The organism is Pseudomonas fluorescens, from assembly GCF_001307275.1.
Classification (GTDB): Bacteria; Pseudomonadota; Gammaproteobacteria; order Pseudomonadales; family Pseudomonadaceae; genus Aquipseudomonas; species Aquipseudomonas fluorescens_AA.
The window spans coordinates 2,930,681-2,956,516 of the sequence record NZ_CP012831.1 but is presented as its reverse complement, the minus strand read 5'-3'; the positions used below and the strand labels follow the sequence as shown (position 1 = coordinate 2,956,516).

At 62.1% G+C, this 25,836-nt stretch carries 23 protein-coding genes; 12 read left to right on the top strand and 11 right to left on the bottom strand.

Annotated elements, in window-relative coordinates:
• The first annotated feature begins 76 nt into the window (after positions 1-76).
• From AO356_RS12995 to AO356_RS12985, 3 genes are read left to right on the top strand one after another with little or no spacing between them, the layout of a single operon-like run.
• A complete protein-coding gene (locus AO356_RS12995; RefSeq protein ID WP_060740131.1) occupies positions 77-1,042 on the top strand; it encodes an HlyD family secretion protein in 966 nt (321 codons plus the stop codon).
• Positions 1,039-3,765 (top strand): ribosome-associated ATPase/putative transporter RbbA, encoded by a 2,727-nt coding sequence (gene rbbA / locus AO356_RS12990; protein WP_060740130.1) that lies wholly within the window; start codon positions 1,039-1,041, stop codon positions 3,763-3,765. The genes AO356_RS12995 and rbbA overlap by 4 nt, the downstream gene beginning before the upstream one ends.
• On the top strand, positions 3,765-4,883 hold the full coding sequence (locus AO356_RS12985) for an ABC transporter permease (protein ID WP_060740129.1): 1,119 nt from the start codon (positions 3,765-3,767) through the stop codon (positions 4,881-4,883). Before rbbA ends, AO356_RS12985 begins: the two co-directional genes overlap by 1 nt.
• Positions 4,884-4,945: 62 nt before the next feature.
• On the opposite strand, the gene AO356_RS12980 is transcribed toward AO356_RS12985, so the two are convergent.
• Positions 4,946-5,362 carry a flagellar basal body-associated protein FliL gene (locus tag AO356_RS12980; protein ID WP_060743112.1) on the bottom strand — a complete coding sequence of 139 codons (417 nt, stop codon included), beginning with the start codon at positions 5,360-5,362 and terminating at the stop codon, positions 4,946-4,948.
• Between the two features lie 150 nt (positions 5,363-5,512).
• On the opposite strand from AO356_RS12980, the gene AO356_RS12975 reads away from it, so the two are divergent.
• On the top strand, positions 5,513-6,490 hold the full coding sequence (locus tag AO356_RS12975) for an NADPH:quinone oxidoreductase family protein (protein ID WP_060740128.1): 978 nt from the start codon (positions 5,513-5,515) through the stop codon (positions 6,488-6,490).
• A 216-nt stretch (positions 6,491-6,706) separates the two neighbouring features.
• Positions 6,707-8,056, top strand: coding sequence for a glycerol-3-phosphate transporter (gene glpT, locus AO356_RS12970; RefSeq protein ID WP_060740127.1), 1,350 nt, complete (start codon positions 6,707-6,709; stop codon positions 8,054-8,056).
• Here glpT and AO356_RS12965 read toward each other — a convergent pair.
• The 6 genes from AO356_RS12965 to AO356_RS12940 all read right to left on the bottom strand — a co-directional run bounded on the left by AO356_RS12965 (position 8,032) and on the right by AO356_RS12940 (position 14,242).
• A complete protein-coding gene (locus AO356_RS12965) occupies positions 8,032-8,700 on the bottom strand; it encodes a gamma-glutamylcyclotransferase (RefSeq protein ID WP_060740126.1) in 669 nt (222 codons plus the stop codon). The genes glpT and AO356_RS12965 overlap by 25 nt on opposite strands.
• A gap of 323 nt (positions 8,701-9,023) precedes the next feature.
• Positions 9,024-9,992, bottom strand: coding sequence for a CDP-6-deoxy-delta-3,4-glucoseen reductase (locus tag AO356_RS12960; protein ID WP_060740125.1), 969 nt, complete (start codon positions 9,990-9,992; stop codon positions 9,024-9,026).
• Positions 9,992-11,458, bottom strand: a complete 1,467-nt coding sequence (gene ubiD, locus AO356_RS12955) for a 4-hydroxy-3-polyprenylbenzoate decarboxylase (RefSeq protein ID WP_060740124.1) — start codon at positions 11,456-11,458, stop codon at positions 9,992-9,994. Before ubiD ends, AO356_RS12960 begins: the two co-directional genes overlap by 1 nt.
• A 124-nt stretch (positions 11,459-11,582) precedes the next feature.
• On the bottom strand, positions 11,583-12,842 hold the full coding sequence (gene rho, locus AO356_RS12950) for a transcription termination factor Rho (RefSeq protein ID WP_003206716.1): 1,260 nt from the start codon (positions 12,840-12,842) through the stop codon (positions 11,583-11,585).
• Positions 12,843-13,083: 241 nt separating this feature from the next.
• Positions 13,084-13,413 (bottom strand): thioredoxin TrxA, encoded by a 330-nt coding sequence (gene trxA, locus AO356_RS12945; RefSeq protein WP_003206727.1) that lies wholly within the window; start codon positions 13,411-13,413, stop codon positions 13,084-13,086.
• 121 nt (positions 13,414-13,534) lie between these two features.
• Entirely contained in the window at positions 13,535-14,242 is a 708-nt protein-coding gene (locus tag AO356_RS12940; RefSeq protein ID WP_060740123.1) for a FadR/GntR family transcriptional regulator, read from the bottom strand.
• A gap of 255 nt (positions 14,243-14,497) precedes the next feature.
• Between AO356_RS12940 and AO356_RS12935 the strand changes: the two genes are divergently transcribed.
• The 5 genes from AO356_RS12935 (at position 14,498) to ppx (ending at position 19,046) form a co-directional block, all read left to right on the top strand.
• Positions 14,498-15,283 carry a transporter substrate-binding domain-containing protein gene (locus AO356_RS12935; RefSeq protein ID WP_060740122.1) on the top strand — a complete coding sequence of 262 codons (786 nt, stop codon included), beginning with the start codon at positions 14,498-14,500 and terminating at the stop codon, positions 15,281-15,283.
• 21 nt (positions 15,284-15,304) lie between these two features.
• Positions 15,305-15,973 (top strand): amino acid ABC transporter permease, encoded by a 669-nt coding sequence (locus AO356_RS12930; protein ID WP_060740121.1) that lies wholly within the window; start codon positions 15,305-15,307, stop codon positions 15,971-15,973.
• Complete coding sequence (locus AO356_RS12925; RefSeq protein WP_053126442.1) at positions 15,970-16,620, top strand: amino acid ABC transporter permease; 651 nt, start codon at positions 15,970-15,972, stop codon at positions 16,618-16,620. The genes AO356_RS12930 and AO356_RS12925 overlap by 4 nt, the downstream gene beginning before the upstream one ends.
• Positions 16,607-17,344: an amino acid ABC transporter ATP-binding protein gene (locus tag AO356_RS12920; protein ID WP_060740120.1), complete on the top strand. Its 738-nt coding sequence runs from the start codon at positions 16,607-16,609 to the stop codon at positions 17,342-17,344. The genes AO356_RS12925 and AO356_RS12920 overlap by 14 nt, the downstream gene beginning before the upstream one ends.
• 199 nt (positions 17,345-17,543) lie before the next feature.
• A complete protein-coding gene (ppx, locus tag AO356_RS12915) occupies positions 17,544-19,046 on the top strand; it encodes an exopolyphosphatase (protein ID WP_060740119.1) in 1,503 nt (500 codons plus the stop codon).
• Between the two features lie 78 nt (positions 19,047-19,124).
• Here ppx and ppk1 read toward each other — a convergent pair whose 3' ends face one another.
• Both ppk1 and hemB read right to left on the bottom strand, forming a co-directional pair.
• Positions 19,125-21,341 (bottom strand): polyphosphate kinase 1, encoded by a 2,217-nt coding sequence (gene ppk1, locus AO356_RS12910; protein WP_060740118.1) that lies wholly within the window; start codon positions 21,339-21,341, stop codon positions 19,125-19,127.
• Positions 21,342-21,358: 17 nt separating this feature from the next.
• Positions 21,359-22,372: a porphobilinogen synthase gene (gene hemB / locus AO356_RS12905; RefSeq protein ID WP_060740117.1), complete on the bottom strand. Its 1,014-nt coding sequence runs from the start codon at positions 22,370-22,372 to the stop codon at positions 21,359-21,361.
• Between the two features lie 204 nt (positions 22,373-22,576).
• On the opposite strand from hemB, the gene AO356_RS12900 reads away from it, so the two are divergent.
• Positions 22,577-23,200: a DedA family protein gene (locus tag AO356_RS12900; protein ID WP_060740116.1), complete on the top strand. Its 624-nt coding sequence runs from the start codon at positions 22,577-22,579 to the stop codon at positions 23,198-23,200.
• On the opposite strand, the gene AO356_RS12895 is transcribed toward AO356_RS12900, so the two are convergent.
• A complete protein-coding gene (locus AO356_RS12895; protein ID WP_060740115.1) occupies positions 23,181-24,416 on the bottom strand; it encodes a sterol desaturase family protein in 1,236 nt (411 codons plus the stop codon). The genes AO356_RS12900 and AO356_RS12895 overlap by 20 nt on opposite strands.
• 123 nt (positions 24,417-24,539) lie before the next feature.
• On the opposite strand from AO356_RS12895, the gene elbB reads away from it, so the two are divergent.
• A complete protein-coding gene (elbB, locus tag AO356_RS12890) occupies positions 24,540-25,208 on the top strand; it encodes an isoprenoid biosynthesis glyoxalase ElbB (protein WP_060740114.1) in 669 nt (222 codons plus the stop codon).
• Positions 25,209-25,328: 120 nt separating this feature from the next.
• Here the strand turns inward: elbB and AO356_RS12885 are convergent, their stop codons facing one another.
• Positions 25,329-25,784, bottom strand: coding sequence for a YaiI/YqxD family protein (locus AO356_RS12885; protein WP_060740113.1), 456 nt, complete (start codon positions 25,782-25,784; stop codon positions 25,329-25,331).
• Between the last annotated feature and the right edge of the window lie 52 nt (positions 25,785-25,836).

The following is a 25,836-nucleotide window of genomic DNA, read 5'->3' as shown; positions in this document are numbered from 1 at the left end:
CCATGTATTGATGGATATCAAGCTGGGGCGGTAGCGGATCCAGCAAACTGGACGCTATAGCCGCAGGATGCCGGACATGTCGACGCCCCCTCATACCTCTCGTTTCTTTGCCCTCGCCCTGCTGGCCGTCTTGTTGGCCGCCGGCGGGTTCGGCTACTGGAAGTCCCGACATGACCGCCTGCCGGAAGGCCTGAGCATGGGCAACGGGCGCCTCGAAGCCACCGAAGTCCAGATCGCCAGCAAGACCCCCGGTCGCCTGGCCGAAGTGCTTGCCAATGAGGGCGACAAGGTCGTCAAAGGCCAGTTACTGGCGCGCATGGACACCCGTACCCTGGAAGCCCAGCGCAACCAGGCCGAAGCCGAAGTGCTGCGGGCCCGGGAAAATCTCGCGGCCACCGAGGCCAATGTACATCTGCGCCAGAGCGAACAATTGCTCGCCCACCAGGAACTCCAGCGGACCCGGGAACTGTTCAAGCGTGGTTTTGCCAGCGGCCAGGTCATCGACCAACAGCAAGCTCGCATGGACACTGCCAACGCCGCGGTCAATGCGGCCCGGGCCCAGGTATCGGCGGCAAACGCCGCCATCGGCGCGACCCTCGCCCAGGTGGCCCAACTGACCAGCGAAATCGACGACAGCCGCTTGCGCGCGCCCATCGACGGCGTGATCCAACTGCGCCTGGCCGAGCCGGGCGAAGTGCTGGGTGCTGGCGGACGGGTGCTGCTGATGATCGATCCGAACGACCAATACATGAACCTCTACCTGCCGGCCTCCGTGGCCGGGAAACTGGCGGTCGGCGACGAAGCACGCGTGCTGCTCGACGCCCTGCCCGAGCGACCGCTGCCGGCCACGATCAGCTTCGTCGCGGCGAAATCCCAGTTCACCCCCAAGGAAGTCGAAACCCGTGACGAACGCCAGAAGCTGGTGTTCCGCGTCAAGGTACGCCTGACCCGGCCCGGCGAGGTGCCCCAGGCCAAACCCGGCATGCCGGGTGCCGGCTATCTGCGCATCGCCCCCATCGACTGGCCGGCCAACCTGCAATGAACGCCGGCGGCGGCGAACCGGCGCTGCGCGCCTCGGGCCTCAAGCACCGCTACGGCGCCCATGCCGCCCTGGACGACATCGCTTTCAATCTGCCCGTCGGCACTCGCTGCGGCCTGATCGGCCCGGACGGGGCCGGCAAGTCGAGCCTGCTGGGATTGATTGCCGGGGTGAAGAAACTCCAGCACGGCGAACTGGACGTACTGGGCGCATCGATCGAGGACCGGCATCATCGCAACACCCTCTACCGACGTATCGCCTTCATGCCTCAAGGACTGGGGGGCAACCTTTATCCTGATCTGTCGATACGCGAGAACATCCGGTTTTTCGCCACGCTGTTCGGACTATCGCGAGCGGAATGCGAACAACGCATGGGCACGCTGCTGCTGGCGACCGACCTGCAGCGTTTTGCCGACCGCCCGGCGGGCAAGTTGTCCGGTGGCATGAAACAGAAGCTCGGCCTGTGTTGCGCTCTGATCCACGAGCCGGACCTGCTGATTCTCGACGAACCCACCACTGGCGTGGACCCGCTGTCGCGGCGACGCTTCTGGGAACTGATAGAAGACGTGCGCCGCCAACGACCGCAACTGACCCTGCTGGTCGCCACGGCCTACATGGAAGAAGCCGAACAATTCGAGCATTGCCTGATGCTCGATAACGGTCGCTTGATCGCCCAGGGATTGAGCGCGGACCTGGCCGCTGTCACGCCGGACGGCAAGCTCGACTCGGCCTTCACCCATTTCCAGGGCGACAGCGGTCACGACGCCGAGCCGCTGACGATCCCTCCCAGGGGCGACAGCACCGCCGACATTGCCATCGAAGCCCATGACCTCACCTTGCGCTTCGGTGATTTCACCGCGGTCGATCACGTCAGCTTCGCGATTGGTCGTGGTGAGATTTTCGGTTTCCTGGGCTCCAACGGTTGCGGCAAGACCACCACCATGAAAGTGCTGACCGGGCTGATGCCTGCCAGCGAAGGCAGCGCCCGCCTGCTGGGCAACCCGGTCAACGCCAAGGACCTCGCCACTCGCAAACGGGTGGGTTTCATGTCCCAGAGTTTCTCGCTGTACGGCGAGCTGAGCGTGCGCCAGAACCTGACATTGCACGCCAAGCTGTTCGACCTGCCCAAGACCGAAAGCACCAGCCGCATCGAAGACCTGATCCAACGTTTCCAGTTGCAGGACCTCGCCGACCAGCCTTCCGGGGCATTGCCCCTGGGCCTGCGCCAGCGTTTGTCCCTGGCGGTGGCCGTGCTGCATCGCCCGGAAGTGCTGATCCTCGACGAGCCGACCTCCGGCGTCGATCCGGCCGCCCGGGATGACTTCTGGCGCCTGTTGATCGAGTTGTCTCGCGAACAGGGCGTGACGATTTTCCTCTCCACGCACTTCATGAACGAAGCCCAGCGCTGTGACCGTATTTCGCTGATGCACGCCGGCAAGGTCCTGGCCTGCGACACGCCAGCGGCCCTGCAGGCGCAGTTCAACGGCCAGACCCTGGAAGCCGCGTTCGTCAGCTGCCTGGAACAGGCCCAGGGCGAGGCGCAGCAAGACGCCACCCCCGTGGCCCTCGACCAGGCCGACACCCCGCGGGACCGGCACGGCCTCAGCCTGGGTCGCCTGTTGGCCGTCGCCAGCCGGGAAGGCAAGGAACTGCTACGGGACAAAGTGCGAATGGCATTCGCCCTGCTCGGTGCCCTGTTCATGATGGTGATCTTCGGCTACGGCATCTCCCTGGACGTGGAAAAGCTCGCTTTCGCCGTGTTCGACCAGGATCAGAGCCCACAAAGTCGCACCTACCTGGAAGCTTTTCGCAGCTCGCGCTATTTCGAGGAGCAACCGGCTATCCGCGACGCCAACGAACTGCATCGACGCCTGCAACGCTCGGAAATCAAGCTGGCCCTGGAAATACCGCCTGGTTTCGGTCGCGACCTGTACGCCGGCCGGCAGCCCACCGTCGGCGCCTGGCTGGACGGCGGCATGCCGTTCCGCGCCGAGACCAGTCGCAACTATGTCGAGGCCGTGCACCTGGCCAACCTCGAACAATGGGCCGAACAGAGCAGCCCGGCGCGCCCCCCGCACACCGCGGCCAAGCTGGAAACCCGGTTTCGCTACAACCAGGACGTGGTCAGTGTGAATGCCATCGGACCGGGGGTCATGGCACTGATCCTCGCGTTCATTCCCGCCATGTTGACGGCTCTGGGCATCGTGCGGGAGAAGGAACTGGGCTCGATCACCAACTTCTACGCCACGCCGCTGACCCGCCTGGAGTTCCTGCTGGGTAAACAGGCCCCCTACCTGGTCGTCAGCCTGGTCAACCTGGCCCTGCTGACGGCCATGAATCGCTGGCTGTTCGGCGTGCCGTTCAAGGGCAGCGGCCTGACGCTGGCACTGGGCGGCCTGCTCTACGTGCTGGCGACCACCAGCATGGGCTTGTTGATCTCGGCGTTCACCCGCACCCAGATCGCTGCGATCCTCGGCACCATGATCATCACCAGCCTGCCGACCATCCAGTTCTCCGGGCTGATCGTGCCGCGCTCGTCCCTGGAAGGCGCAGCGTCGGTGATGGGCCAGTTGTTCCCCGCCGGCCATTTCCTGGACATCGCCGTCGGCACCTTCACCAAGGCCCTGGATCTGCGCCAGCTATGGCCGCAATGCCTGGCGTTGTTCGGGTTTTTCCTGGGGTTCACCGGGCTCAGCCTGGTCATGCTGAAGAAGCAGGAGGCCTGATGCGCACGCTTTCACACATCTGGCGCCTGGGCCTCAAGGAACTGACCAGCTTGCGGTACGACTCGGTCCTGCTGCTGTTTTTGGCTTACGCCTTCACTGTGGCGATCTATATGCCGGCCGCAGGCTCGGTGATTGGCGTTCACAACGCCAGCGTGGCGGTGGTGGATGAAGACCAGAGCCTCCTCTCACGCCAACTGGCCCAGGCACTGCAACCGCCGGAGTTCCAGACTCCGATGGCGCTGCCCTATGCCGAACTGGACAAGGTCATGGACAGTGGCCGCTACACCTTCGTGATCAACGTGCCCGCCAACTTCCAGGCCGACCTGCTTGCCGGACGCGAACCGGCGTTACAACTGAACGTCGATGCCACGGCCATGAGCCAGGCGTTCATGGGGGCCGGCTACATCGGGCGGATTTTCCAACAGCAATTGCTGACCTACAGCGGCCAGGCACAAGCGAGCGAGCAAACGCCCATCAGGCTGACCACCCGTGCGCTGTTCAACACCAACCTTGAGGGTGGATGGTTTCTGGCGGTGATCCAGATCGTCAACAACATCACCATCCTGGCCATCATCCTGACCGGAACCGCACTGCTGCGCGAGCGCGAGCACGGCACCCTCGATCACTTGCTGGTGCTGCCACTGACGGCCCTGGAAATCATGCTGGCGAAAATCTGGAGCAACATGCTGGTGGTCGTGCTGTGCACCTGGGCGTCGCTGGAAATCATCGTCAAGTTTGCCCTGGGCGTGCCGCTCGCCGGCTCCATGCTGCTGTTCCTGCTGGTGACGGCGCTCTACCTGTTCGCCAGCACCGCCCTGGGTATCTTTCTCGCCACCCTGGCGCGCTCGACGCCGCAGTTCGGCTTGCTGTCGATCCCGGTGATCATCCCGATGCTGCTGTTGTCCGGCGGCAGCACCCCGCTGGACAGCATGCCGCAATGGCTGCAATGGGTGATGCAAGGCTCGCCTTCGACCCATTTCGTCAGCCTCAGCGCGGCGATCCTGTTCCGTGACGCAGGGGTTGGCGTGGTCTGGCCAGACCTGTTGGCACTGGCGGCCATCGGGCTGTCGTTCTTCGCTATTGCCCTGGGGCGTTTTCGTAAAAGCCTGGCCTCTTGATAAAAAAAAGCCTTGGACAGAGCCTGGAAACCCAGGCCCTGTCCAAGGCTGTGTGCCAGCGCTTATTGAATGATCAGGTTGTTGAACAACAGATCGTCCACCATCGGCTTGCCGGTCTCGTCATTCATCACCTGCTGGGTCTGCTTCAAGGCTTCCTGGCGCAGCTTTTCCTTGGCTTCGAGGTTGTTCATCGTCTCGGTGGTCTGCTGGGCGAACAACGCCACCAATTGGTTACGAATCAGCGGCTCGTTGGCCTTGACCGCCGCAGCGGCGGCGTCACCGGTCACGCGCAGGGCCACATCGGCCTTGTAGACCTTCAGCTTCGCCGTGCCGTCCAAGCCATAGTTGCCCACGAATGGCGGGCTGAGGGTGATGTAACTGACTTTCGGTGCCTCGCCCTCTTTCGCTTCCTTGGCCTCTTCGGCCATTGCCGCCACAGGCAACGACAGGGCCAGCATCAACATGATCCGCGCTTTCACAATTGACTCCTCATCCGGTTTGCGGCCCAGCATACCGCCCCACCGTTCAAGCACAAGCTTATGGCCGGCTATCAGGGCGGGGCATGCTCGTTGACCCGTTGTCTCTCACACCTACACTTATCGGCCATCACTCCCAAAGGAATAGCCCTGATGAAAGCCGTGCTGTGCAAAGAATTCGGCCCCGCCGAATCGCTGGTGCTGGAAGACGTCGCCAGCCCCGTCGCCAAGAAGAACGAAGTGCTGCTGGACGTGCACGCCGCCGGGGTGAATTTCCCTGACACACTGATCATCGAGGGCAAATATCAATTCAAGCCCCCCTTCCCGTTTTCCCCCGGTGGCGAAGCGGCGGGCGTGGTCAGCGAGGTGGGTGAGAAAGTCAGCCATTTGAAGGTCGGCGACCGGGTGATGGCGCTGACCGGTTGGGGCAGCTTTGCCGAACAAGTGGCGGTGCCAGGCTACAACGTGTTGCCGATTCCCGCGGCCATGGACTTCAACACCGCCGCCGCCTTCAGCATGACGTATGGCACCTCGATGCACGCCCTCAAGCAACGGGCCAACCTGCAACCCGGCGAAACCTTGCTGGTGCTCGGCGCCTCCGGTGGCGTTGGCCTGGCGGCCGTGGAAATCGGCAAGGCCATGGGCGCCCGGGTCATCGCCGCCGCCAGCAGCGCGGAAAAACTTGCCGTGGCCAAGGCAGCCGGCGCCGACGAACTGATCAACTACAGCGAAACCAGCCTGAAAGATGAAATCAAGCGCCTCACTGACGGCCAGGGCGCCGATGTGATCTACGACCCGGTGGGTGGCGACCTGTTCGACCAGGCCATCCGCGCCATCGCCTGGAACGGCCGGCTGCTGGTGGTGGGCTTCGCCAGCGGACGCATCCCCGAACTGCCGGTGAACCTGGCGCTGCTCAAGGGCGCCGCCGTGGTGGGCGTATTCTGGGGCTCCTTCGCCCAACGCCAACCCCAGGACAACGCCGCCAACTTCCAGCAATTGTTCGGCTGGTTCGCCGAGGGCAAGCTCAAGCCGCTGGTGTCGCAGGTATACCCGCTGAGCAACGCGGCACAAGCCATCAATGATCTGGGCCAACGCAAGGCAGTCGGAAAAGTGGTGGTTCAGGTTCGCTGATTGCTTACCCGAACGGTTTCATACCGGGCCGTAACCCTGCGACCCGGTTTCGCCATTCCCACAGCGCCCTTCATTTACACCTGAGCGACATGTTCATAAAAGAACACGGTATCTCCAACATTCCTGCTTTTTTGTTGATGCGAACCGATGCTATTTTCGGTAACGAAACTGTAACATTCGCATCCGCAGTCAAAACAAGAAATCTGGAGCTCTTGAATGTTTGCTTTCTTTCGTCCCGCCGCCCATCAGGCTCCATTGCCTGAAGAAAAAATAGACAGCACCTACCGACGCCTGCGCTGGCAGATCTTCGCCGGGATTTTCATTGGCTACGCCGGCTATTACCTGTTGCGCAAGAACTTCTCCCTGGCCATGCCGTACCTGATCGACGAGGGCTATACCCGTGGCCAGTTGGGCCTGGCCATGTCGGCCATCGCCATTGCCTACGGGCTGTCGAAGTTCCTGATGGGCCTGGTGTCCGACCGTTCCAACCCGCGCTACTTCCTGCCCTTCGGCTTGTTGGTATCGGCGGGGGTGATGTTCGTGTTCGGTTTCGCACCCTGGGCAACCTCCAGCGTGACCATGATGTTCATCCTGCTGTTCATCAACGGCTGGGCCCAAGGCATGGGTTGGCCGCCAAGCGGACGCACCATGGTGCACTGGTGGTCGCAGAAGGAACGTGGCGGCGTGGTCTCGGTGTGGAACGTGGCGCACAACGTCGGCGGCGGCCTGATCGGCCCGCTGTTCCTGCTGGGGATGGGCTGGTTCAACGACTGGCACGCGGCATTCTATGTGCCCGCTGCCGTAGCGCTCGCCGTTGCGGTGTTTGCCTTCGTGACCATGCGCGACACGCCGCAATCCGTGGGCCTGCCGCCCATCGAGAAATACAAGAACGACTACCCCGAAGGCTACGACGCGAGCCACGAGAACGAATTCAGCGCCAAGGAAATTTTCGTCAAATACGTGCTGCGCAACAAAATGCTCTGGTACATCGCCATGGCCAACGTCTTCGTCTACTTGCTGCGCTACGGCGTGCTGGACTGGGCGCCGACCTACCTCAAGGAGGCCAAGGGCTTCACGGTGGACAAGAGTTCCTGGGCCTATTTCTTCTACGAGTGGGCGGGCATTCCCGGCACGCTGCTGTGTGGCTGGATGTCGGACAAGATCTTCCGTGGCAACCGTGGCCTGACCGGCATGGTGTTCATGGCCCTGGTGACCGTGGCCACGCTGGTGTACTGGCTGAACCCGGCCGGCAACCCGACCGTCGACATGATCGCCCTGGTTTCCATCGGCTTCCTGATCTACGGCCCGGTGATGTTGATCGGTTTGCAGGCATTGGAGCTGGCACCGAAGAAAGCCGCCGGTACAGCTGCCGGCTTCACTGGTCTGTTTGGTTACCTGGGTGGCTCGGTCGCGGCCAGCGCCGCCATGGGCTACACCGTGGACCATTTTGGCTGGGACGGTGGCTTTGTGCTGCTGATCGGCGCCTGCCTGCTGGCAATGGCGTTCCTCGCGCCCACGCTGTGGCACAAGCAAATAGCCAGTCAGAGCCGCGAAGCGGTCGCCTGATCCAGCGCTGATTGGCAGCGCTTGAGCCGCGCCTCCAGATTCCGGTCTGGCATGGCGTGGCTGCGCAGGGCGTGGACGGTCTGCTCGACGTAATCGCGAGTGGTGCCGTAACGCCCACAGGCGCTTTCGAACACCTGGCTCAACACATGGTCCGGCACGTTGCCGGCATAGCTGGGCAGGTGCCGCTCCAGCACAAAACCCAAGGCTTGCACCCGGCTGCCATCCTCGAGACGGCAACTGAGCCAGTGCGGACGATAGGACGGGACCGGCATCTCGCGCTGCCACAGGGCAAACAGCGAGTCCTCGAGATTCTCTTCCGGCAATTGGTAGGCGAACCCGCTGCACGAACCGCCGCGATCCAGCCCGAACACCAGCCCCGGCAACTCCGGGGTCCCGCGGTGCTCATGGGACCACAGGTACAAACCGCGATGATAACCATGGACCCGACCGCGCATGCGCTGCACCGCCGTGCATTCCGGCCGCCAGATCAATGAACCGTACGCGAACAGCCAGACCGGACCGCCCTGGTGGAGACTCATGGTCAATTGCATCGAGGCGAGCAATTGCTCACGGGTCAGCTGCGGCCCCAACTCGAGTCGTGGCGGGTACAAGGCACAGGTAATGGCGGATTCGATAGCGGTCATGGCCGGTAGCGGTTGGCTCCTCGCGGGTCGGAAAGTGAATGGGGCCCGTCATGGGGTTGACGTTCATAGGGATCAAGGCAAGTTAAATGCCATCCACTCCCTATATACGTTATCGGTATCTAGCCTTGAGACTAAATATCGAAACGAAATATATGCAGTTATATCGATGGGTGGACATGGGCTGTTGTGTGGCGAGGGAGCCTGCTCCCGCTGGACTGCATAGGAGGCGGTTGCTGCGCAACCGAGCGGGAGCAAGCTCCCTCGCCACACAAGCGCACGATCTAGATCACAAAAGCGCATGAATCCAGATTTCAGGTCAGCCGCTAAGCCCGAGGCGCATAGGCAAATACATCGGCGCGCATCTGGTGGGCGTCCATGCCGGCTTCCACCAGCGCATCGAGCGTGGCATAGATCATGGCCGGCGAGCCGCTGGCGTAGACGTGCACGCCGGAAAGATCACTGAGGTCCTCGCACACCGCTTCATGGAGCATCCCGCAGCGACCTTCCCAGCCGCACAAGTCGCTGACGACTTTGTGCAGGAACAGGTTCGGCAGTTTTTTCCATTCGTCCCAATGCTCGATTTCATAGAAATCGTCCGGCCGCCGCACGCCCCAGTACAGATGCACCGGATGCTTGAAGCCCGCAGCACGGCAATGCTCGATCAGGCTGTGCATCTGCGCCATGCCGGTTCCGGCGGCGATCAGCACCAACGGTCCGTCCGGCAACTCGGACAAATGCGTGTCGCCAAAAGGCATTTCGATGCGCACGCTGGGGTTGCGTTGCAGTTGTTCCAGCAGCGCCTGTGCACTGCTTTCGCGCACCAACACATGCAGCTGCAGCTCGCGCCCGGAATGCGGTGCCGAGGCCAGGGAGAACGCCGATTTTTCGCCGTTTTCCCGTTCGATCATCAGGTACTGTCCGGCGTGATAGCGCGGTGGCTTGCCCGCTGGCGCCCGCAGGCGCACTCGCCAGACATCGCCGCCCACGTCGGCGCACTCGATCACCTGGCACGCCAGGTTGCGTACCGGTAGCTCGCCCGGCGACAGCACGCCATCCCACAACACCACGCAATCCTCCAACGGCTCGGCGATGCACGTGAAGATCTCACCGTGGTCGCGCACCTCGCCCGCCTGTTCCACACGGCCTTCCACCAACAACGCACCACAGACGTGGCAGTTGCCGTTGCGGCAGCTTTGCGGGCATTCATAGCCCAGGCGCCGCGCGCCATCGAGAATCCGCTCGGCGGGCCGTATCTCCAGCACCGCCCCGGAAGGCTGCAAGGTTACACGCATCAATCTATTCCTAACTGATTCCAGATGGCATCGATCCGTTGGGTAACGGCTTCATCCTTGACGATAACCCGGCCCCACTCGCGAGTGGTCTCACCGGGCCATTTATGCGTGGCATCGAGTCCCATCTTCGACCCCAGGCCAGACACCGGCGAGGCGAAGTCGAGGTAGTCGATCGGCGTATTCTCGATCATCACCGTGTCGCGCTTGGGGTCCATGCGCGTGGTGATGGCCCAGATCACGTCGTTCCAGTCCCGTGCGTTGATATCGTCGTCAGTGACGATAACGAACTTGGTGTACATGAACTGTCGCAAAAACGACCAGACCCCGAGCATCACGCGCTTGGCGTGCCCCGGATACGACTTCTTCATGGTCACCACGGCCATTCGGTACGAACAACCTTCCGGCGGCAGGTAGAAGTCGGTGATTTCCGGAAACTGCTTCTGCAGGATCGGCACGAACACTTCGTTCAGCGCCACGCCGAGAATGGCCGGCTCATCGGGTGGACGGCCGGTGTAGGTGCTGTGGTAAATCGGCTTGATCCGATGGGTGATGCGCTCGACGGTGAACACGGGGAAGCTGTCCACTTCGTTGTAGTAACCGGTGTGGTCGCCGTACGGACCTTCATCGGCCATTTCGCCGGGATGGATCACACCTTCAAGAATGATCTCGGCGGTGGCCGGCACTTGCAGGTCATTGCCACGGCATTTCACCAGCTCGGTACGGTTGCCGCGCAACAGGCCGGCGAACGCGTATTCGGAAAGGCTGTCGGGCACGGGCGTGACGGCGCCGAGAATGGTCGCCGGGTCCGCGCCCAAGGCCACCGACACCGGGAAGGGCTGGCCGGGGTGTTTCTCACACCACTCACGGTAGTCCAATGCACCGCCGCGATGACTCAGCCAGCGCATGATGACCTTGTTGCGGCCAATCACCTGCTGACGGTAGATGCCCAGGTTCTGGCGGTCCTTGTTCGGGCCTTTGGTGACGGTCAGGCCCCAGGTGATCAGCGGCCCCACGTCGCCCGGCCAGCAGGTCTGCACCGGGAGCGTGGCCAGGTCGACGTCGTCGCCCTCGATGACCACTTCCTGGCAGATCGCGTCCTTGACGACTTTCGGCGCCATGGCAATGATCTTGCGGAAAATCGGCAGCTTGGACCAAGCGTCCTTCAGGCCTTTCGGCGGCTCGGGCTCCTTGAGGAAGGCCAGCAGCTTGCCGATCTCACGCAATTCGCTGACGGCTTCGGCGCCCATGCCCAGGGCAACACGCTCCGGCGTACCGAACAGGTTGCCCAGCACTGGAATATCGTACCCCGTCGGGTTTTCGAACAGCAGCGCCGGGCCTTTCGCACGCAGGGTACGGTCGCAGACCTCGGTCATTTCCAGGACAGGAGACACCGGTACCTGGATGCGCTTGAGTTCGCCGCGCTGTTCCAGCCCGCTGATAAAGTCGCGCAAGTCGCGATACTGCATGCAAAAGCCTCATGGTGGCCGTGGCGTTCGGGGGCCCGAGTTTAACGCCGCCCGTCCAGAATAGTGAATGCACAGATAGCAAAAAGCCGGGTTTCCCCGGCTCTTGCTGGCCTGTCTTGGCGATTTACTTGCGTTTCATCGACAGGAAGAACTCATCGTTGGTCTTGGTCGTCTTCAGCTTGTCGACCAGGAACTCGATGGCGGCGACCTCATCCATCGGATGCAGCAGCTTGCGCAGGATCCACATGCGCTGCAACTCGTCGTCGGCGGTCAGCAACTCTTCGCGGCGCGTGCCGGAACGGTTGATGTTGATGGCCGGGAAGACACGCTTCTCGGCGATACGACGATCCAGAGGCAGCTCCATGTTGCCGGTGCCCTTGAATTCCTCGTAGATCACTTCGTCCATCTTCGAACCGGTTTCAACCAGTGCGGTGGCGATGATGGTCAGCGAACCGCCTTCCTCGATGTTCCGCGCGGCGCCGAAGAAACGCTTTGGTTTTTCCAGCGCATGGGCATCGACACCACCGGTCAGCACCTTGCCGGAGCTCGGGATCACGGTGTTGTAGGCACGGGCCAGACGGGTGATGGAGTCCAGCAGGATCACCACGTCTTTCTTGTGTTCGACCAGGCGCTTGGCCTTCTCGATCACCATTTCGGCAACCTGCACGTGGCGGGTTGGCGGCTCGTCGAACGTCGAGGCGACCACTTCGCCGCGCACGGTGCGCTGCATCTCGGTCACTTCTTCCGGACGTTCGTCGATCAGCAACACGATCAGGTGAACTTCAGGGTTGTTACGGGCGATGTTGGCCGCGATGTTCTGCAGCATGATCGTCTTGCCCGCTTTCGGCGGCGCCACGATCAGGCCACGCTGGCCCTTGCCGATGGGTGCGCACAGGTCGATGACACGACCGGTGAGGTCTTCGGTGGAACCGTTGCCGGCTTCCATCTTCATGCGCACGGTCGGGAACAGCGGGGTCAGGTTCTCGAAGAGAATCTTGTTCTTCGCGTTTTCCGGACGGTCGAAGTTGATCGTGTCGACCTTGAGCAGGGCGAAATAACGTTCGCCTTCCTTCGGAGGGCGGATCTTGCCAACGATGGTGTCACCGGTGCGCAAGTTGAAGCGACGGATCTGGCTCGGCGAGACGTAGATATCGTCCGGGCCGGCGAGATAGGAAGCGTCTGCGGAGCGAAGGAAGCCGAAGCCGTCCTGGAGAATCTCCAGCACGCCATCACCGGAGATTTCCTCGCCGCTTTTCGCGTGCTTCTTGAGCAGGGAGAAAATCACGTCCTGCTTGCGCGAACGGGCCATATTTTCTATGCCCATCTGTTCGGCCAATTCGAGCAGTTCGGTAATCGGCTTTTGCTTGAGTTCAGTCAGATTCATATAGGAATGACGTAATCATTTATGGAGGGGGGAAATTAAGCTTTTGGCTTAATGAGGCCGCGCCGCAGAGAAGGCGACAGGATCGCGTACTTATTCGAAAGGAGAGCGTCGGCGACGGCTTGCAGGGGGCAATGGAGAAACCAGTGCGGGGCCGAATGTACCACCTGGGTTTGCAAGCGTCTAGCCCCGGATAACGAAAAAGCCCCGCGATTTGCGGGGCTTTTTCAGTGGCATTCGGCGCTTAGATGTTGGCGTCGAGGAAAGCAGCCAGTTGCGACTTCGACAACGCACCGACCTTGGTGGCTTCGACGTTGCCGTTCTTGAACAGCATCAGGGTCGGGATACCACGCACGCCGTGCTTGGCCGGAGTCTCCTGGTTTTCGTCGATGTTCAGCTTGGCAACGGTCAGCTTGCCCTTGTAGGTCTCGGCAATCTCGTCCAGGACTGGGGCGATCATTTTGCAGGGACCGCACCACTCAGCCCAATAGTCGACCAGTACCGCGCCTTCGGCCTTGAGTACGTCAGCTTCGAAGCTAGCGTCGCTAACGTGTTTGATCAGATCGCTGCTCATGGAAATCTCCGGGGTCATCAGCAAAAAAACGTGGCCCATCATAGCGGCCCTTCCCGGGTTCAGGAAGCCGCAGTTGATTGAGTCTCGCTATGGCGCAGGATGTATTTGGGTATGGCCCGACTCATGAAGCCGTGGGGGCGACGAACGAAATCCCGGTACGCAGTGCAGCGTTACGTACATGTTCCTGCATGGCTTTTTGCGCGGCGCCGCAAGCCCGACGGGCCAGGGCGCGAAGGATCTTGCGGTGCTCCTGCCAGGTTTCCATCGCCCGCTCCGCCCGGATGAACGGTAGTTTCTGGCTTTCCAGGAAGATGTCGGCGCTGGCGGTAAGGATGCTCAACATCGCCTGGTTGCCGCTGGCCAGCAGGATTCGCCGATGGAATTCGAAATCCAGCCGCGCGGCGGCGTCGAAATCGCCGACCTTCAGCTCCCGGCGCATGGCTTCGACATTGTCTTGCAACCGGTCGAGTTCATCGGCGCTGAGCGTCACCGCCGCCAACCCCGCCGCAAAGCCCTCCAGGGCGTAGCGCAACTGGAAGATGTCCACCGGCGAAGCCTGGGCCGCGAACGGCCAACCCGGCGCCGACTCGGTGCGTGGGGCCTCTACCGGTGCCTGCACGAACACCCCCTTGCCCGGCTGCACGCTGATCATGCCCAAGGCACTCAGGGAGGACAGCGCTTCGCGCAACGACGCCCGGCTCACGCCCAGCTGCAGCGCCAGGTCCCGTTGCGACGGCAACGCATCGCCTGGGCCGAAGCCTTCATCGACGATCAGTTTGCGGATGGCTTGCAGAGCCACTTCAGGAACGGCACGAGCGATGGAATTCATGGTTTTTTCAGACGAACCGGGCCAGTGAGCGGCTAGTTGTAAAGCTATTCGCCGCGCCCGGCAAGTCGTGCCCCAGCAGGGTTCGGCGACAAATGCCGACGCCCGATAACGGTGCGAAACACAATGCAACTGTTCAGACCAGTAAGACCGCTGCCCACCAGCAAAACCGTGGCTTTGGCCGATTAAAAGTCGCCTTGGCATGGCCTGTGCTCTGTCCGAACGCAGAAATCACATCACCGATTGCGGAGATTCGCCATGATTCAGCGTTGCAGTGTCCTGCTCACAGCCCTGTTTGCCAGCCTGATGCTTTGTCAGTTACCCGCCCACGCCGATGGCCTGGAAGACGTGGTCAAGCGTGGCACCCTCAAGGTCGCCGTGCCCCAGGACTTCCCGCCATTCGGTTCGGTCGGCCCGGACATGAAACCCCGTGGCCTGGACATCGACACCGCGAAACTGCTGGCCGACCAGCTCAAGGTCAAGCTTGAACTGACACCGGTCAACAGCACCAACCGCATCCCCTTCCTGACCACTGGCAAGGTCGACCTGGTGATTTCCAGCCTGGGCAAGAACCCGGAGCGGGAAAAAGTCATCGACTTCTCCAGTGCCTATGCGCCGTTCTACCTGGCCGTGTTCGGCCCGCCCGATGCCGCCATCAGCACCCTGGACGACCTCAAGGGCAAGACCATCAGCGTCACCCGTGGCGCCATCGAAGACATCGAGTTGACCAAGGTCGCCCCCGAAGGCACCACCATCAAGCGCTTCGAAGACAACAACTCGACCATCGCCGCCTACCTGGCCGGCCAGGTGGACCTGATCGCCAGCGGCAACGTGGTGATGGTCGCCATCAGCGAACGCAACCCCAAGCGTGTTCCGGCGCTGAAGGTGAAACTCAAGGACTCGCCGGTGTACGTGGGCGTGAACAAGAACGAGCCGGCGCTGCTGGACAAGGTCAACCAGATCCTGGCCACCGCCAAGACCGATGGCAGCCTGGAGAAGAATTCCCAGACCTGGCTCAAGCAGCCACTGCCGGCCGATCTCTGACCGTCGCTTGAGAGGCTGAGCATGGCTTATCAGTTCGATTTTCTGCCGGTGGTGCAAAACACCGAGCTGCTGCTGCGCGGTGCGCTGTTCACCCTGGAACTGACGGCCATCGGTACGTTGCTCGGGGTCGGCCTGGGCATCGTCGGCGGCGTGGTGCGGGCCTGGAACATTCGTCCGTTCGCGGCGTTCTTCGGTGTGTACGTGGAATTGATCCGCAACACGCCGTTCCTGGTGCAGTTGTTTTTCATCTTCTTCGGCTTGCCGTCCCTGGGCCTGCAGATTTCCGAATGGCAGGCGGCGGTGCTGGCGATGGTGATCAACCTCGGCGCCTACTCCACCGAGATCATCCGCGCCGGTATCCAGGCCATCCCGCGGGGGCAACTGGAAGCGGCCGCGGCCCTGGCCATGAGCCGCTTCGAGGCTTTCCGCCACGTGGTGCTGCTGCCGGCATTGGGCAAGGTCTGGCCGGCCCTGAGCAGCCAGATCATCATCGTGATGCTCGGCTCGGCGGTCTGTTCGCAGATCGCCACCGAAGAGTTGAGCTTTGCCGCCAACTTCATTCAGTCGCGCAACTTCCGCGCCTTTGAAACCTACGCACTGACCACGCTGATCTATTTGTGCATGGCGCTGCTGATCCGCCAGTTCCTGAACTGGGTGGGGCGCCGCTACATTGCCAGGAGCGGCCAATGAGCGATTTCACTTTCTGGGACGTGGTGCGCAACCTGCTCACCGGCCTGCAATGGACCCTGGCGCTGTCGCTGGTGGCGTTTATCGGCGGCGGCGTAATCGGCCTGCTGGTGATGGTGCTGCGCATCTCCAAAAGCGCCCTGCCCCGCAACATCGCCCGCACCTACATCGAGTTGTTCCAGGGCACGCCGCTGTTGATGCAACTGTTCCTGGTGTTCTTCGGCGTGGCCCTGGCCGGCGTGGAGATTTCGCCGTGGATGGCGGCGGCCATTGCCCTGACGTTGTTCACCAGTGCCTACCTGGCGGAGATCTGGCGCGGTTGTGTCGACTCGATTTCCAACGGCCAGTGGGAAGCCTCGGCGAGCCTGGCCCTCAACCCGCTGGAGCAGTTGCGCTACGTGATCCTGCCCCAGGCCCTGCGCATCGCCGTGGCGCCGACCGTGGGCTTTTCCGTGCAGGTGGTCAAAGGCACCGCCGTGACGTCGATCATTGGCTTTACCGAACTGACCAAGACCGGCGGCATGCTCGCCAACGCCACGTTCGAGCCGTTCATGGTCTATGGCCTGGTCGCCCTCGGTTACTTCCTGCTCTGCTACCCCTTGTCCCTCAGTGCGCGCTACCTGGAAAGGAGACTGCATGCCTCTGCTTAGAATTACCGCCCTGCATAAATACTACGGCGATCATCACGTGCTCAAAGGCATCGATCTGACCGTCGAGGAAGGCCAGGTGGTGGCGATCATCGGCCGTAGCGGCTCGGGCAAATCCACCTTGCTGCGCACCCTCAATGGCCTGGAGTCGATCAACGACGGCGTGATCGAAGTCGACGGCGAATACCTCGATGCCGCCCGCGCCGACCTGCGCAGCCTGCGGCAGAAAGTCGGAATGGTGTTCCAGCAATTCAACCTGTTCCCGCACCTGACGGTGGGCGAGAACGTGATGCTCGCGCCGCAAGTTGTTCAAAAAGTGCCCAAGGCCAAGGCGGCCGAGCTGGCGCGGCAGATGCTCGAACGGGTCGGGCTTGGCGAGAAGTTCGATGCCTTCCCCGACCGGTTGTCCGGCGGCCAGCAGCAACGGGTGGCGATTGCCCGCGCGCTGGCGATGTCGCCGAAAGTGCTGCTGTGCGACGAAATCACCTCGGCCCTGGACCCTGAACTGGTCAATGAAGTGCTCAGCGTGGTGCGGCAACTGGCCAAGGAAGGCATGACCCTGATCATGGTCACCCACGAAATGCGTTTCGCCCGGGAAGTGGGCGACAAACTGGTGTTCATGCACCAAGGCAAGGTGCATGAGGTGGGCGATCCCAAGGTGCTGTTCGCCGATCCGCAGACCGCGGAGCTGGCGAATTTCATCGGGACGGTCGAGCCTGTGGCCTGAGGTTTGCGGTGCCGGTTCTGGCCTCATCGCGAGCAAGCTCGCTCCCACAGGTTCTCGGTTGCCGGCTATTGCGCAAGCGAGACAAAACACGTGTGGGAGCGAGCTTGCTCGCGATTGACCGCGAAGCGGTCGCCTTTGCGTTGGCGTAAGCGGTCGATCGTGGCAGGATGGCGAGGTTATCGACCGAGACTTTTTGACCATGCCGCCATCCCAAGCCAAGAATCTGTCCCTGATCGCCGCCATCGACCTGGGCTCCAACAGCTTCCACATGGTCGTCGCAAAAGCCCAGAACGGGGAAATCCGCATTCTTGAGCGGCTCGGCGAGAAGGTCCAACTGGCCGCCGGCATCGACGAAGAACGCAAGCTCAGCGAAGAATCCATCCAGCGCGGGCTCGATTGCCTCAAGCGGTTTGCCCAACTGATCAACGGTATGCCCCTGGGCGCGGTGCGGATCGTCGGCACCAACGCCCTGCGCGAGGCGCGCAACCGTGGCGAATTCATCCGTCGCGCCGAAGAGATCCTCGGCCATCCGGTGGAAGTCATCTCCGGCCGTGAAGAAGCCCGCCTGATCTACCTTGGCGTCTCCCACACCCTGGCCGACACCCCGGGCAAGCGCCTGGTGGCGGACATCGGTGGTGGCAGTACCGAATTCATCATCGGCCAGCGCTTCGAACCGCTGTTGCGCGAAAGCCTGCAGATGGGCTGCGTCAGCTACACCCAGCGTTATTTCCGCGACGGCAAGATCACCCCGGCCCGCTACGCCCAGGCCTACACCGCGGCGCGCCTGGAAATCATGAGCATCGAACACGCCCTGCACCGCCTGACCTGGGACGAAGCCATCGGCTCCTCCGGGACCATTCGCGCCATCGGCCTGGCGCTCAAGGCTGGCGGCCACGGTACTGGCGAGGTCAACGCCGAAGGCCTGGCCTGGCTCAAGCGCAGGGTGTTCAAGCTCGGTGAAGCGGACAAGATCGATTTCGAAGGCATCAAGCCCGACCGCCGGGCGATTTTCCCGGCGGGCCTGGCGATCCTCGAAGCGATTTTCGACGCCCTCGAACTGCAACGCATGGACCACTGCGAGGGCGCTCTGCGCGAAGGCGTGCTCTACGACCTGCTGGGACGTCATCATCACGAAGACGTGCGTGAACGCACCCTGGGCTCGCTCATGGAGCGTTATCACGTCGACCTGGAGCAGGCCGCACGGGTTGAACGCAAGGCACTGCATGCCTTCGACCAGGTGGCCGATGACTGGGACTTGAACGACGGGGTCTGGCGCGAACTGCTGGGCTGGGCCGCCAAGGTCCATGAAGTGGGCCTGGACATTGCCCACTATCACTACCACAAGCATGGCGCCTACCTGATCGAGCACTCGGACCTGGCGGGCTTCTCCCGGGAAGACCAGCAGATGCTCGCGCTATTGGTGCGCGGCCACCGGCGCAACATTCCCAAGGATAAATTCGCCGAGTTCGGCGATGACGGCATCAAGCTGATTCGCCTGTGCGTACTGCTGCGCTTTGCGATCCTGTTCCACCACATCCGTGGCACCCAGGAAATGCCCCAGGTCGCCCTGCATGCCGACGGCGATCAACTGGACGTGATGTTCCCCGACGGATGGCTGGAAGAAAACCAGCTGACCCAGGCCGACTTCGCCCAGGAAGCCGAGTGGCTGACCCGGGTCGGGATTGTGCTGAACATTCACTGAGCCCGGCTACAACACAGATCTCTGTGGCGAGGGAGCTTGCTCCCTCGCCACACAAACCAAGCCTGCCTCCCCTGTTTTTTAACGAACCGCCAACACCGGGCTGCTCAAGCGCTCCAGCAACGTCGCCTGGGCGCTGCGCGGGTTCTGGTTGCCGGTCGGCGTGTTGCGGATGTAACGGCCATCCGACTGTAGGCTCCAGCTGTGGGTGTTGTCGGTGAGGTAGCTTTCCAATTCCTTTTTGACCCGCAGGATCAGCTTCTTGCCTTCCACCGGGAAGCAGGTCTCGACCCGCTTGTCGAGGTTGCGCTCCATCCAGTCGGCGCTGGACAGGAACATCTGCTCCTCCCCGCCGTTGAGGAAGTAGAACACCCGGGTATGCTCCAGGAACCGCCCGATGATCGAGCGTACATGGATGTTGTGGGACACCCCCGGGATGCCCGGCCGCAGGCAGCACATGCCCCGCACCACCAGGTCGATGCGCACGCCCGACTGGCTGGCCTTGTACAACGCACGGATGATCTTCGGATCGGTCAGCGAGTTGAACTTGGCAATGATGTGGGCCGGCTTGCCGTCCAGGGCGAACTGCGTCTCCCGGGCGATCATGTCGAGCATGCCCTTTTTCAAGGTGAACGGCGCGTGCAGCAGTTTCTTCATGCGCAGGGTCTTGCCCATGCCGATCAACTGGCTGAACAGCTTGCCGACGTCTTCGCACAAGGCATCGTCGGAGGTCAGCAGGCTGTAGTCGGTGTACAGGCGGGCGTTGGCGGCGTGGTAGTTGCCGGTGCCCAAGTGGGCGTAACGCACGATCTCACCGGCCTCACGGCGCAGGATGAGCATCATCTTGGCGTGCGTCTTGAAGCCGACCACGCCATAGATCACCACCGCGCCGGCCGCTTGCAGGCGGCTGGCCAGTTGCAGGTTGGATTCTTCGTCGAAGCGGGCGCGCAATTCGATCACCGCCGTGACTTCCTTGCCGTTTCGCGCCGCGTCCACCAGGGCATCGACGATTTCCGAATTGGCGCCGCTGCGGTACAGGGTCTGGCGCACCGCCAGGACGTGAGGGTCCTTGGCGGCCTGGCGCAGCAGGTCGACCACCGGCGTGAACGACTCGAACGGGTGCAACAGCAGGATGTCCTGCTTGCTGATCACGCTGAAAATGTTCTCGCTGTTTTGCAGCAGTTTCGGGATCTGCGGCGTGAACGGCAAATATTGCAGCTCAGGGTGACTGTCCAGGCCGGTGATGCTGAACAGTCGGGTCAGGTTGACCGGACCGTTGACCTGATACAGCTCGGTCTCGTGCAGGTTGAACTGCTTGAGCAGGTAGTCGGACAGGTGTTTCGGGCAGGTGTCGGCCACCTCCAGGCGCACCGCATCGCCGTAGCGACGGGAGAACAGTTCGCCGCGCAGGGCCCGGGCCAGGTCTTCGACGTCCTCGGTGTCCACCGACAGGTCGGCGTTACGCGTCAGGCGGAACTGGTAGCAACCCTTCACCTTCATGCCCTGGAACAGGTCATCGGCGTGGGCGTGGATCATCGACGACAGGAACACATAATTGTCGCCGGGGCCGCCGACATCTTCCGGCACACGGATGATGCGCGGCAACAGGCGCGGCGCCGGAATGATCGCCAGGCCGGAATCGCGACCGAAGGCGTCGATGCCCTCCAGTTCGACGATGAAGTTCAGGCTCTTGTTGACCAGCAGCGGGAACGGGTGCGTCGGATCGAGACCGATCGGCGTGATGATCGGCGCGATTTCGTCGCGAAAATAGCGGCGCACCCAGGTCTTGATCTTGGTGTTCCAGTAGCGCCGGCGGATGAAGCGCACCTGGTGCTTTTCCAGCTCCGGCAACAGGATGTCGTTGAGGATCGCGTATTGCCGGTCCACATGGCCATGGACCAACTCGCTGATGCGGGCCAGGGCCTGGTGCGGTTGCAAGCCGTCGGCACCCGCCTGTTCACGGGCGAAGGTGATCTGCTTCTTCAGGCCGGCCACGCGGATTTCGAAGAACTCATCCAGGTTGCTGGAAAAGATCAGCAGGAATTTCAGCCGTTCCAACAGCGGATAGGACTCGTCCAGCGCCTGCTCCAGCACGCGGATGTTGAACTGCAGTTGCGACAGCTCGCGATGGATGTACAGGCTGCTGTCATCCAGGTTCGGAATGGCAATCGCCGGCGCCGGGGCGGGCTCGATGACGGCCGGGGGAGCGGGCTCCAGCTCCGGCGGTGTTTCGGCAACTTGCTCGACCACGGGTTGAGCGTCTTTTACGGCAACTTCGGAGAGTCCTTCGGTATTCATCGCAAGTTCCTGGGAGGCTATTTCTGCTCTCGTAACAATTGGGCGGCGCGCACGGCAAAGTAAGTCAGGATGCCATCGGCACCTGCGCGTTTGAAAGCGGTCAAGGACTCCAGGATCACCCCTTCGCCCAACCAACCGTTCTGGATCGCGGCCATGTGCATGGCGTACTCGCCGCTGACCTGATAAACAAAGGTCGGCACTTTGAATTCGTCTTTGACCCGGCAAAGAATGTCGAGGTAGGGCATGCCAGGCTTGACCATGACCATGTCTGCACCCTCTGACAAGTCAGCCGCCACTTCGTGCAAGGCTTCCTGACTGTTGGCCGGGTCCATCTGATAAGAGGCCTTGTTGGCCTTGCCCAGGTTCAGGGCCGAGCCGACCGCATCGCGGAACGGGCCGTAATAGGCGCTGGCGTACTTGGCCGAATAGGCCATGATCCGCACGTTGACGTGACCGGCCACCTCGAGGGCTTCGCGGATCGCCTGGATGCGCCCGTCCATCATGTCCGAGGGGGCCACCACCTGGGCACCGGCCTCGGCGTGGGACAGCGCCTGCCTGACCAGTGCATCGACGGTAATGTCGTTCTGCACGTAGCCCTCTTCATCGAGGATACCGTCCTGCCCGTGGGTGGTGAACGGGTCCAGCGCCACGTCGGTGATTACCCCCAGCTCCGGGAAACGCGCACGCAGGGCACGCGTCGCACGTTGGGCGATGCCCTCCGGGTTCCAGGCTTCGGCGGCGTCCAGGGACTTGAGAGCCGGCGGGGTCACCGGGAACAGGGCCAGCGCCGGAATGCCCAGTTCGACCCACTGGGCCGCTTCTTCGAGCAGCAGGTCGATGGTCAGGCGTTCCACCCCGGGCATCGACGCCACCGCTTCGCGACGGTTCTCACCGTCCAGCACGAATACCGGCAGGATCAGGTCATCGGTGGTCAGCACGTTTTCACGCACCAGCCGACGAGAGAACTCATCACGGCGGTTGCGACGCAGGCGGGTAGCAGGGAACAGACGATTGGCGGGGGTAAAGCTCACGGCAGACTCCTGAGCCCGCAGACGGGCGAGCGTGACAGTTATAAGCGGACATTATGACGAACGCGTGACAGTTTTGCTAAGGCGCGACCGGTAGTCGCAGTCATTGTCTTCTGTAGGAATTGTTCACGTCGAGACACATTTCGATACTTTCCTGAATGTGCCTGAAGGGTTAGGCTGCGCGTTCATTTCGCCAGCACCCAGACAATGCTCCAACAATTTCTGCATGACTTCGGCTACTTGGCCTTGTTTATCGGCACGTTCTTCGAAGGCGAAACCATCCTCGTGCTCGCAGGTTTCCTGGCGTTCCGTGGCTATATGGACATCAACCTGGTGGTGGTCGTGGCTTTCTGCGGCAGCTACGCGGGCGACCAGCTGTGGTATTTCCTGGGACGCAAGCACGGCCGCAAGCTCCTGGCGCGCAAGCCGCGTTGGCAGTTGATGGGGGATCGCGCGCTGGAGCACATCCGCCGGCATCCAGACATCTGGGTGCTGAGCTTCCGCTTCGTCTATGGCCTGCGCACGGTGATGCCAGTGGCGATCGGCCTGTCAGGCTACCCGCCGGGCCGCTACCTGTTGCTCAACGGCATCGGTGCGGCGATCTGGGCCACGGCCCTGGCCGCTGCCGCGTACCACTTCGGCGCCGTGCTGGAAGGCATGTTGGGCAGCATCAAGAAATACGAGCTGTGGGTACTCGGCGCGCTGCTGGTGCTGGGCCTGGTCCTGTGGTTGCGCCGACGCATCAAGAATGCGCGGCTGGCCAGGAAAGTCCTCGAAGCTGAACGCCTGGAACAAACCAGATCCGACGCACCTACGACGCCAACCGAGTAAACCGGCTGCGGCAGCAATACAGCCCGATGCCACTGAGCAGGCTGTAGCTGAGCAGCCCGACCCAGGCCACAGCGCTGGCCGGCCACAACCCGGCCAAGGGCGCCAGCCACACCAGCGGCAGGTTCGAGGCCAGCCGCAGCAGCTCCAGTTTCAGCGCCCACGGGCGATTCTCCAGGGCCACGCCCAACACGAACAGACCGAAGGCCACCGCGCCCCACCCCAGCACCAGGGCGGCGACCGGCAGGCTGCTTTCAAGGTTCATCAAATAACTGCCCAAGGCAATGTAGACGCAGAACTGCAGCCCCACGTACCACTGCTGGCGCGGGTCCAGCGGCACGGCAAATTTGCGGAACTGGCTCAGGTCCGGCTTGTTCAGCGGGTACCGGGCTGCGACGTCCGCCGGACGCCAGCCGGTGGGCATGAACCAGATCCGCAGCTTGTCCCTCCAGCGCCCGGCCCGCCGCGCATCGGCCCATAACTGTGCATAGAACTGCAGGTTGGCCCACAACGGATTCCAACTCGCCAGCGGCGTGGTCACGCCAAAAATCACCGGTTCGTTATCGTCTTCTTCCTGGAAGGTGCCAAATAGACGGTCCCAAATAATGAACACCCCGCCGTAGTTGCGATCCATGTAGAGAGGGTTCTGTGCATGGTGGGCACGATGATTGGACGGCGTCACGAAGCACCACTCCAGCCAGCCGAGCTTGGGAATGTGCTGGGTGTGGACCCAGAACTGGTACAGCAGATTCAACGCCGCGACGCTGACGAAGACCACCAGCGGCACGCCCAGCACGGCGAGCGGGACGTAGAAGATCCAGCTCAACAGGAACCCGGTGCTGGTCTGGCGCAACGCGGTGGACAGGTTGTAGTCCTCGCTTTGGTGGTGAACCGAATGGGCGGCCCAGAGGATGTTGCGCTCATGGCCCATGCGGTGCAGCCAGTAGTAACAGAGGTCGTAGAGCACGAAGGCGAACACCCAGGTCCAGGCCCGGTCGGCAGGCAGTTCGATGACGGCCAGGTGTTTCAGCGCAAAGGCATAGGTCAGCAGCCCCACGCCTTTGGTCAACAGGCCCGTGGTGGTCGACAGCACGCCGGTGCTCAAGCTGTTGATCGCATCCGCCACGCGGTAGTGGCTCACACCCCGCCAGCGATCGGCCAGCAACTCGACGGCGATCAGCACGAAGAAGAACGGCACGGCATACAGGATGAAGTTCATGACGCAACCCAGGCACGCGAGGCAAGGAGATAGTCGGCAGATTAGGTGTAGCTGCCCGATCCCCCTATGGCAACGAGTGACAAATTAGTAGACATTTAACGCCATGAATCTGGAGAAAAGCCCATGAGCAAAAAAATTGCAGTGATCCTTTCCGGCTGTGGCGTCTATGACGGCGCCGAGATCCACGAAAGCGTGATCACCTTGCTGCGTCTCGACCAGCGCGGGGCGCAGGTCCAGTGCTTTGCCCCCAACATTGCCCAACTGCATGTGATCAATCACCTGACCGGCGAGGAAATGCCCGAGAGCCGCAACGTGTTGGTGGAGTCGGCACGGATCGCCCGGGGCAACGTAAAGGATTTGCGTGAAGCCAGGGCCGAGGATTTCGACGCCTTGATCGTACCCGGTGGTTTTGGCTCGGCGAAAAACCTCTCCAACTTTGCCGTCGAAGGCGCCGGCTGCACCATCCAGCCAGAGGTCCTGGCCTTGACCGAGGCCTTTGCCGAGGCGGGTAAACCGGTCGGGCTGATCTGCATCTCCCCGGCCCTGGCGGCCAAAATCTATGGCCCGGGGGTGACGTGCACCATCGGCAACGACCCGGACACGGCGGCAGCCGTGGGCAAAATGGGTGGCACTCACGAAGACTGCGCAGTCACCGACATCGTCGAAGACCGCGCGCGCAAATTGGTCAGCACCCCGGCCTACATGCTGGCCCAGAACATCAGCGAAGCGGCTTCAGGCATCAACAAGCTGGTGGACCGGGTGTTGGAGCTGACGCACGAGAATGATGCCTAGCAACACGCCGAGCCCCTGTGGGAGCGAGCTTGCTCGCGATAGCGTCGGTTCAGCTACATTTGCATTGGTTGATACACCGTATCGCGAGCAAGCTCGCTCCCACAGGGGGGTGGGCATGATTCAAGGCAATCGGGTCAGACGCGTCAATATCCGATCCAAAGCATTGGCAAACCCCTGCTTGTCCCGCTCGCTGTACGCGGCCGGGCCGCCGCCCATATGACCCTGTTCGCGCAAGTCGGTGAACAGGTTTCGCACCGCCAGCCGCTCGCCCATGTTTTGCGCATCGAACTCCTTGCCTCGCGGGTCCAGGGCCGCGACGCCCTTCTTCACCAACCGATCAGCCAGGGGCACGTCGCTGCAGATCACCAACTCACCCGGCACGGCGTGTTCCACCAGGTAGTCGTCCGCCGCGTCGGGGCCGCTGGGCACCACGATCAATTTCACACAGGCCAGGGCCGGCTTGATCTGCGGTTGACCGGCCACCAGCACCACCTCGAACCGGCGCTTCAGGGCGAACTTGACCACCAGCTCCTTCGCCGCCTTGGGGCAGGCATCGGCGTCGATCCATACGCGCATTGGGGTTGTTCCTCTTTTTAAATGCATCGCGAGCAAGCTCGCTCCCACACAG

Bases quoted from the DNA above. Each gene is read 5' to 3' on its own strand.
- AO356_RS12925 (WP_053126442.1), top strand. From the start codon at position 15,970: ATGAGCGATTTCACTTTCTGGGACGTGGTGCGCAACCTGCTCACCGGC.
- AO356_RS12900 (WP_060740116.1), top strand. From the start codon at position 22,577: ATGCTCCAACAATTTCTGCATGACTTCGGCTACTTGGCCTTGTTTATC.
- rbbA (WP_060740130.1), top strand. From the start codon at position 1,039: ATGAACGCCGGCGGCGGCGAACCGGCGCTGCGCGCCTCGGGCCTCAAG.
- AO356_RS12965 (WP_060740126.1), bottom strand. From the start codon at position 8,700: ATGACCGCTATCGAATCCGCCATTACCTGTGCCTTGTACCCGCCACGA.
- ubiD (WP_060740124.1), bottom strand. From the start codon at position 11,458: ATGCAGTATCGCGACTTGCGCGACTTTATCAGCGGGCTGGAACAGCGC.
- elbB (WP_060740114.1), top strand. From the start codon at position 24,540: ATGAGCAAAAAAATTGCAGTGATCCTTTCCGGCTGTGGCGTCTATGAC.
- AO356_RS12885 (WP_060740113.1), bottom strand. From the start codon at position 25,784: ATGCGCGTATGGATCGACGCCGATGCCTGCCCCAAGGCGGCGAAGGAG.
- AO356_RS12920 (WP_060740120.1), top strand. From the start codon at position 16,607: ATGCCTCTGCTTAGAATTACCGCCCTGCATAAATACTACGGCGATCAT.
- trxA (WP_003206727.1), bottom strand. From the start codon at position 13,413: ATGAGCAGCGATCTGATCAAACACGTTAGCGACGCTAGCTTCGAAGCT.
- AO356_RS12940 (WP_060740123.1), bottom strand. From the start codon at position 14,242: ATGAATTCCATCGCTCGTGCCGTTCCTGAAGTGGCTCTGCAAGCCATC.
- AO356_RS12935 (WP_060740122.1), top strand. From the start codon at position 14,498: ATGATTCAGCGTTGCAGTGTCCTGCTCACAGCCCTGTTTGCCAGCCTG.
- AO356_RS12985 (WP_060740129.1), top strand. From the start codon at position 3,765: ATGCGCACGCTTTCACACATCTGGCGCCTGGGCCTCAAGGAACTGACC.
- ppk1 (WP_060740118.1), bottom strand. From the start codon at position 21,341: ATGAATACCGAAGGACTCTCCGAAGTTGCCGTAAAAGACGCTCAACCC.
- AO356_RS12995 (WP_060740131.1), top strand. From the start codon at position 77: ATGTCGACGCCCCCTCATACCTCTCGTTTCTTTGCCCTCGCCCTGCTG.
- AO356_RS12895 (WP_060740115.1), bottom strand. From the start codon at position 24,416: ATGAACTTCATCCTGTATGCCGTGCCGTTCTTCTTCGTGCTGATCGCC.
- AO356_RS12975 (WP_060740128.1), top strand. From the start codon at position 5,513: ATGAAAGCCGTGCTGTGCAAAGAATTCGGCCCCGCCGAATCGCTGGTG.
- ppx (WP_060740119.1), top strand. From the start codon at position 17,544: ATGCCGCCATCCCAAGCCAAGAATCTGTCCCTGATCGCCGCCATCGAC.
- AO356_RS12960 (WP_060740125.1), bottom strand. From the start codon at position 9,992: ATGCGTGTAACCTTGCAGCCTTCCGGGGCGGTGCTGGAGATACGGCCC.
- glpT (WP_060740127.1), top strand. From the start codon at position 6,707: ATGTTTGCTTTCTTTCGTCCCGCCGCCCATCAGGCTCCATTGCCTGAA.
- AO356_RS12930 (WP_060740121.1), top strand. From the start codon at position 15,305: ATGGCTTATCAGTTCGATTTTCTGCCGGTGGTGCAAAACACCGAGCTG.
- rho (WP_003206716.1), bottom strand. From the start codon at position 12,842: ATGAATCTGACTGAACTCAAGCAAAAGCCGATTACCGAACTGCTCGAA.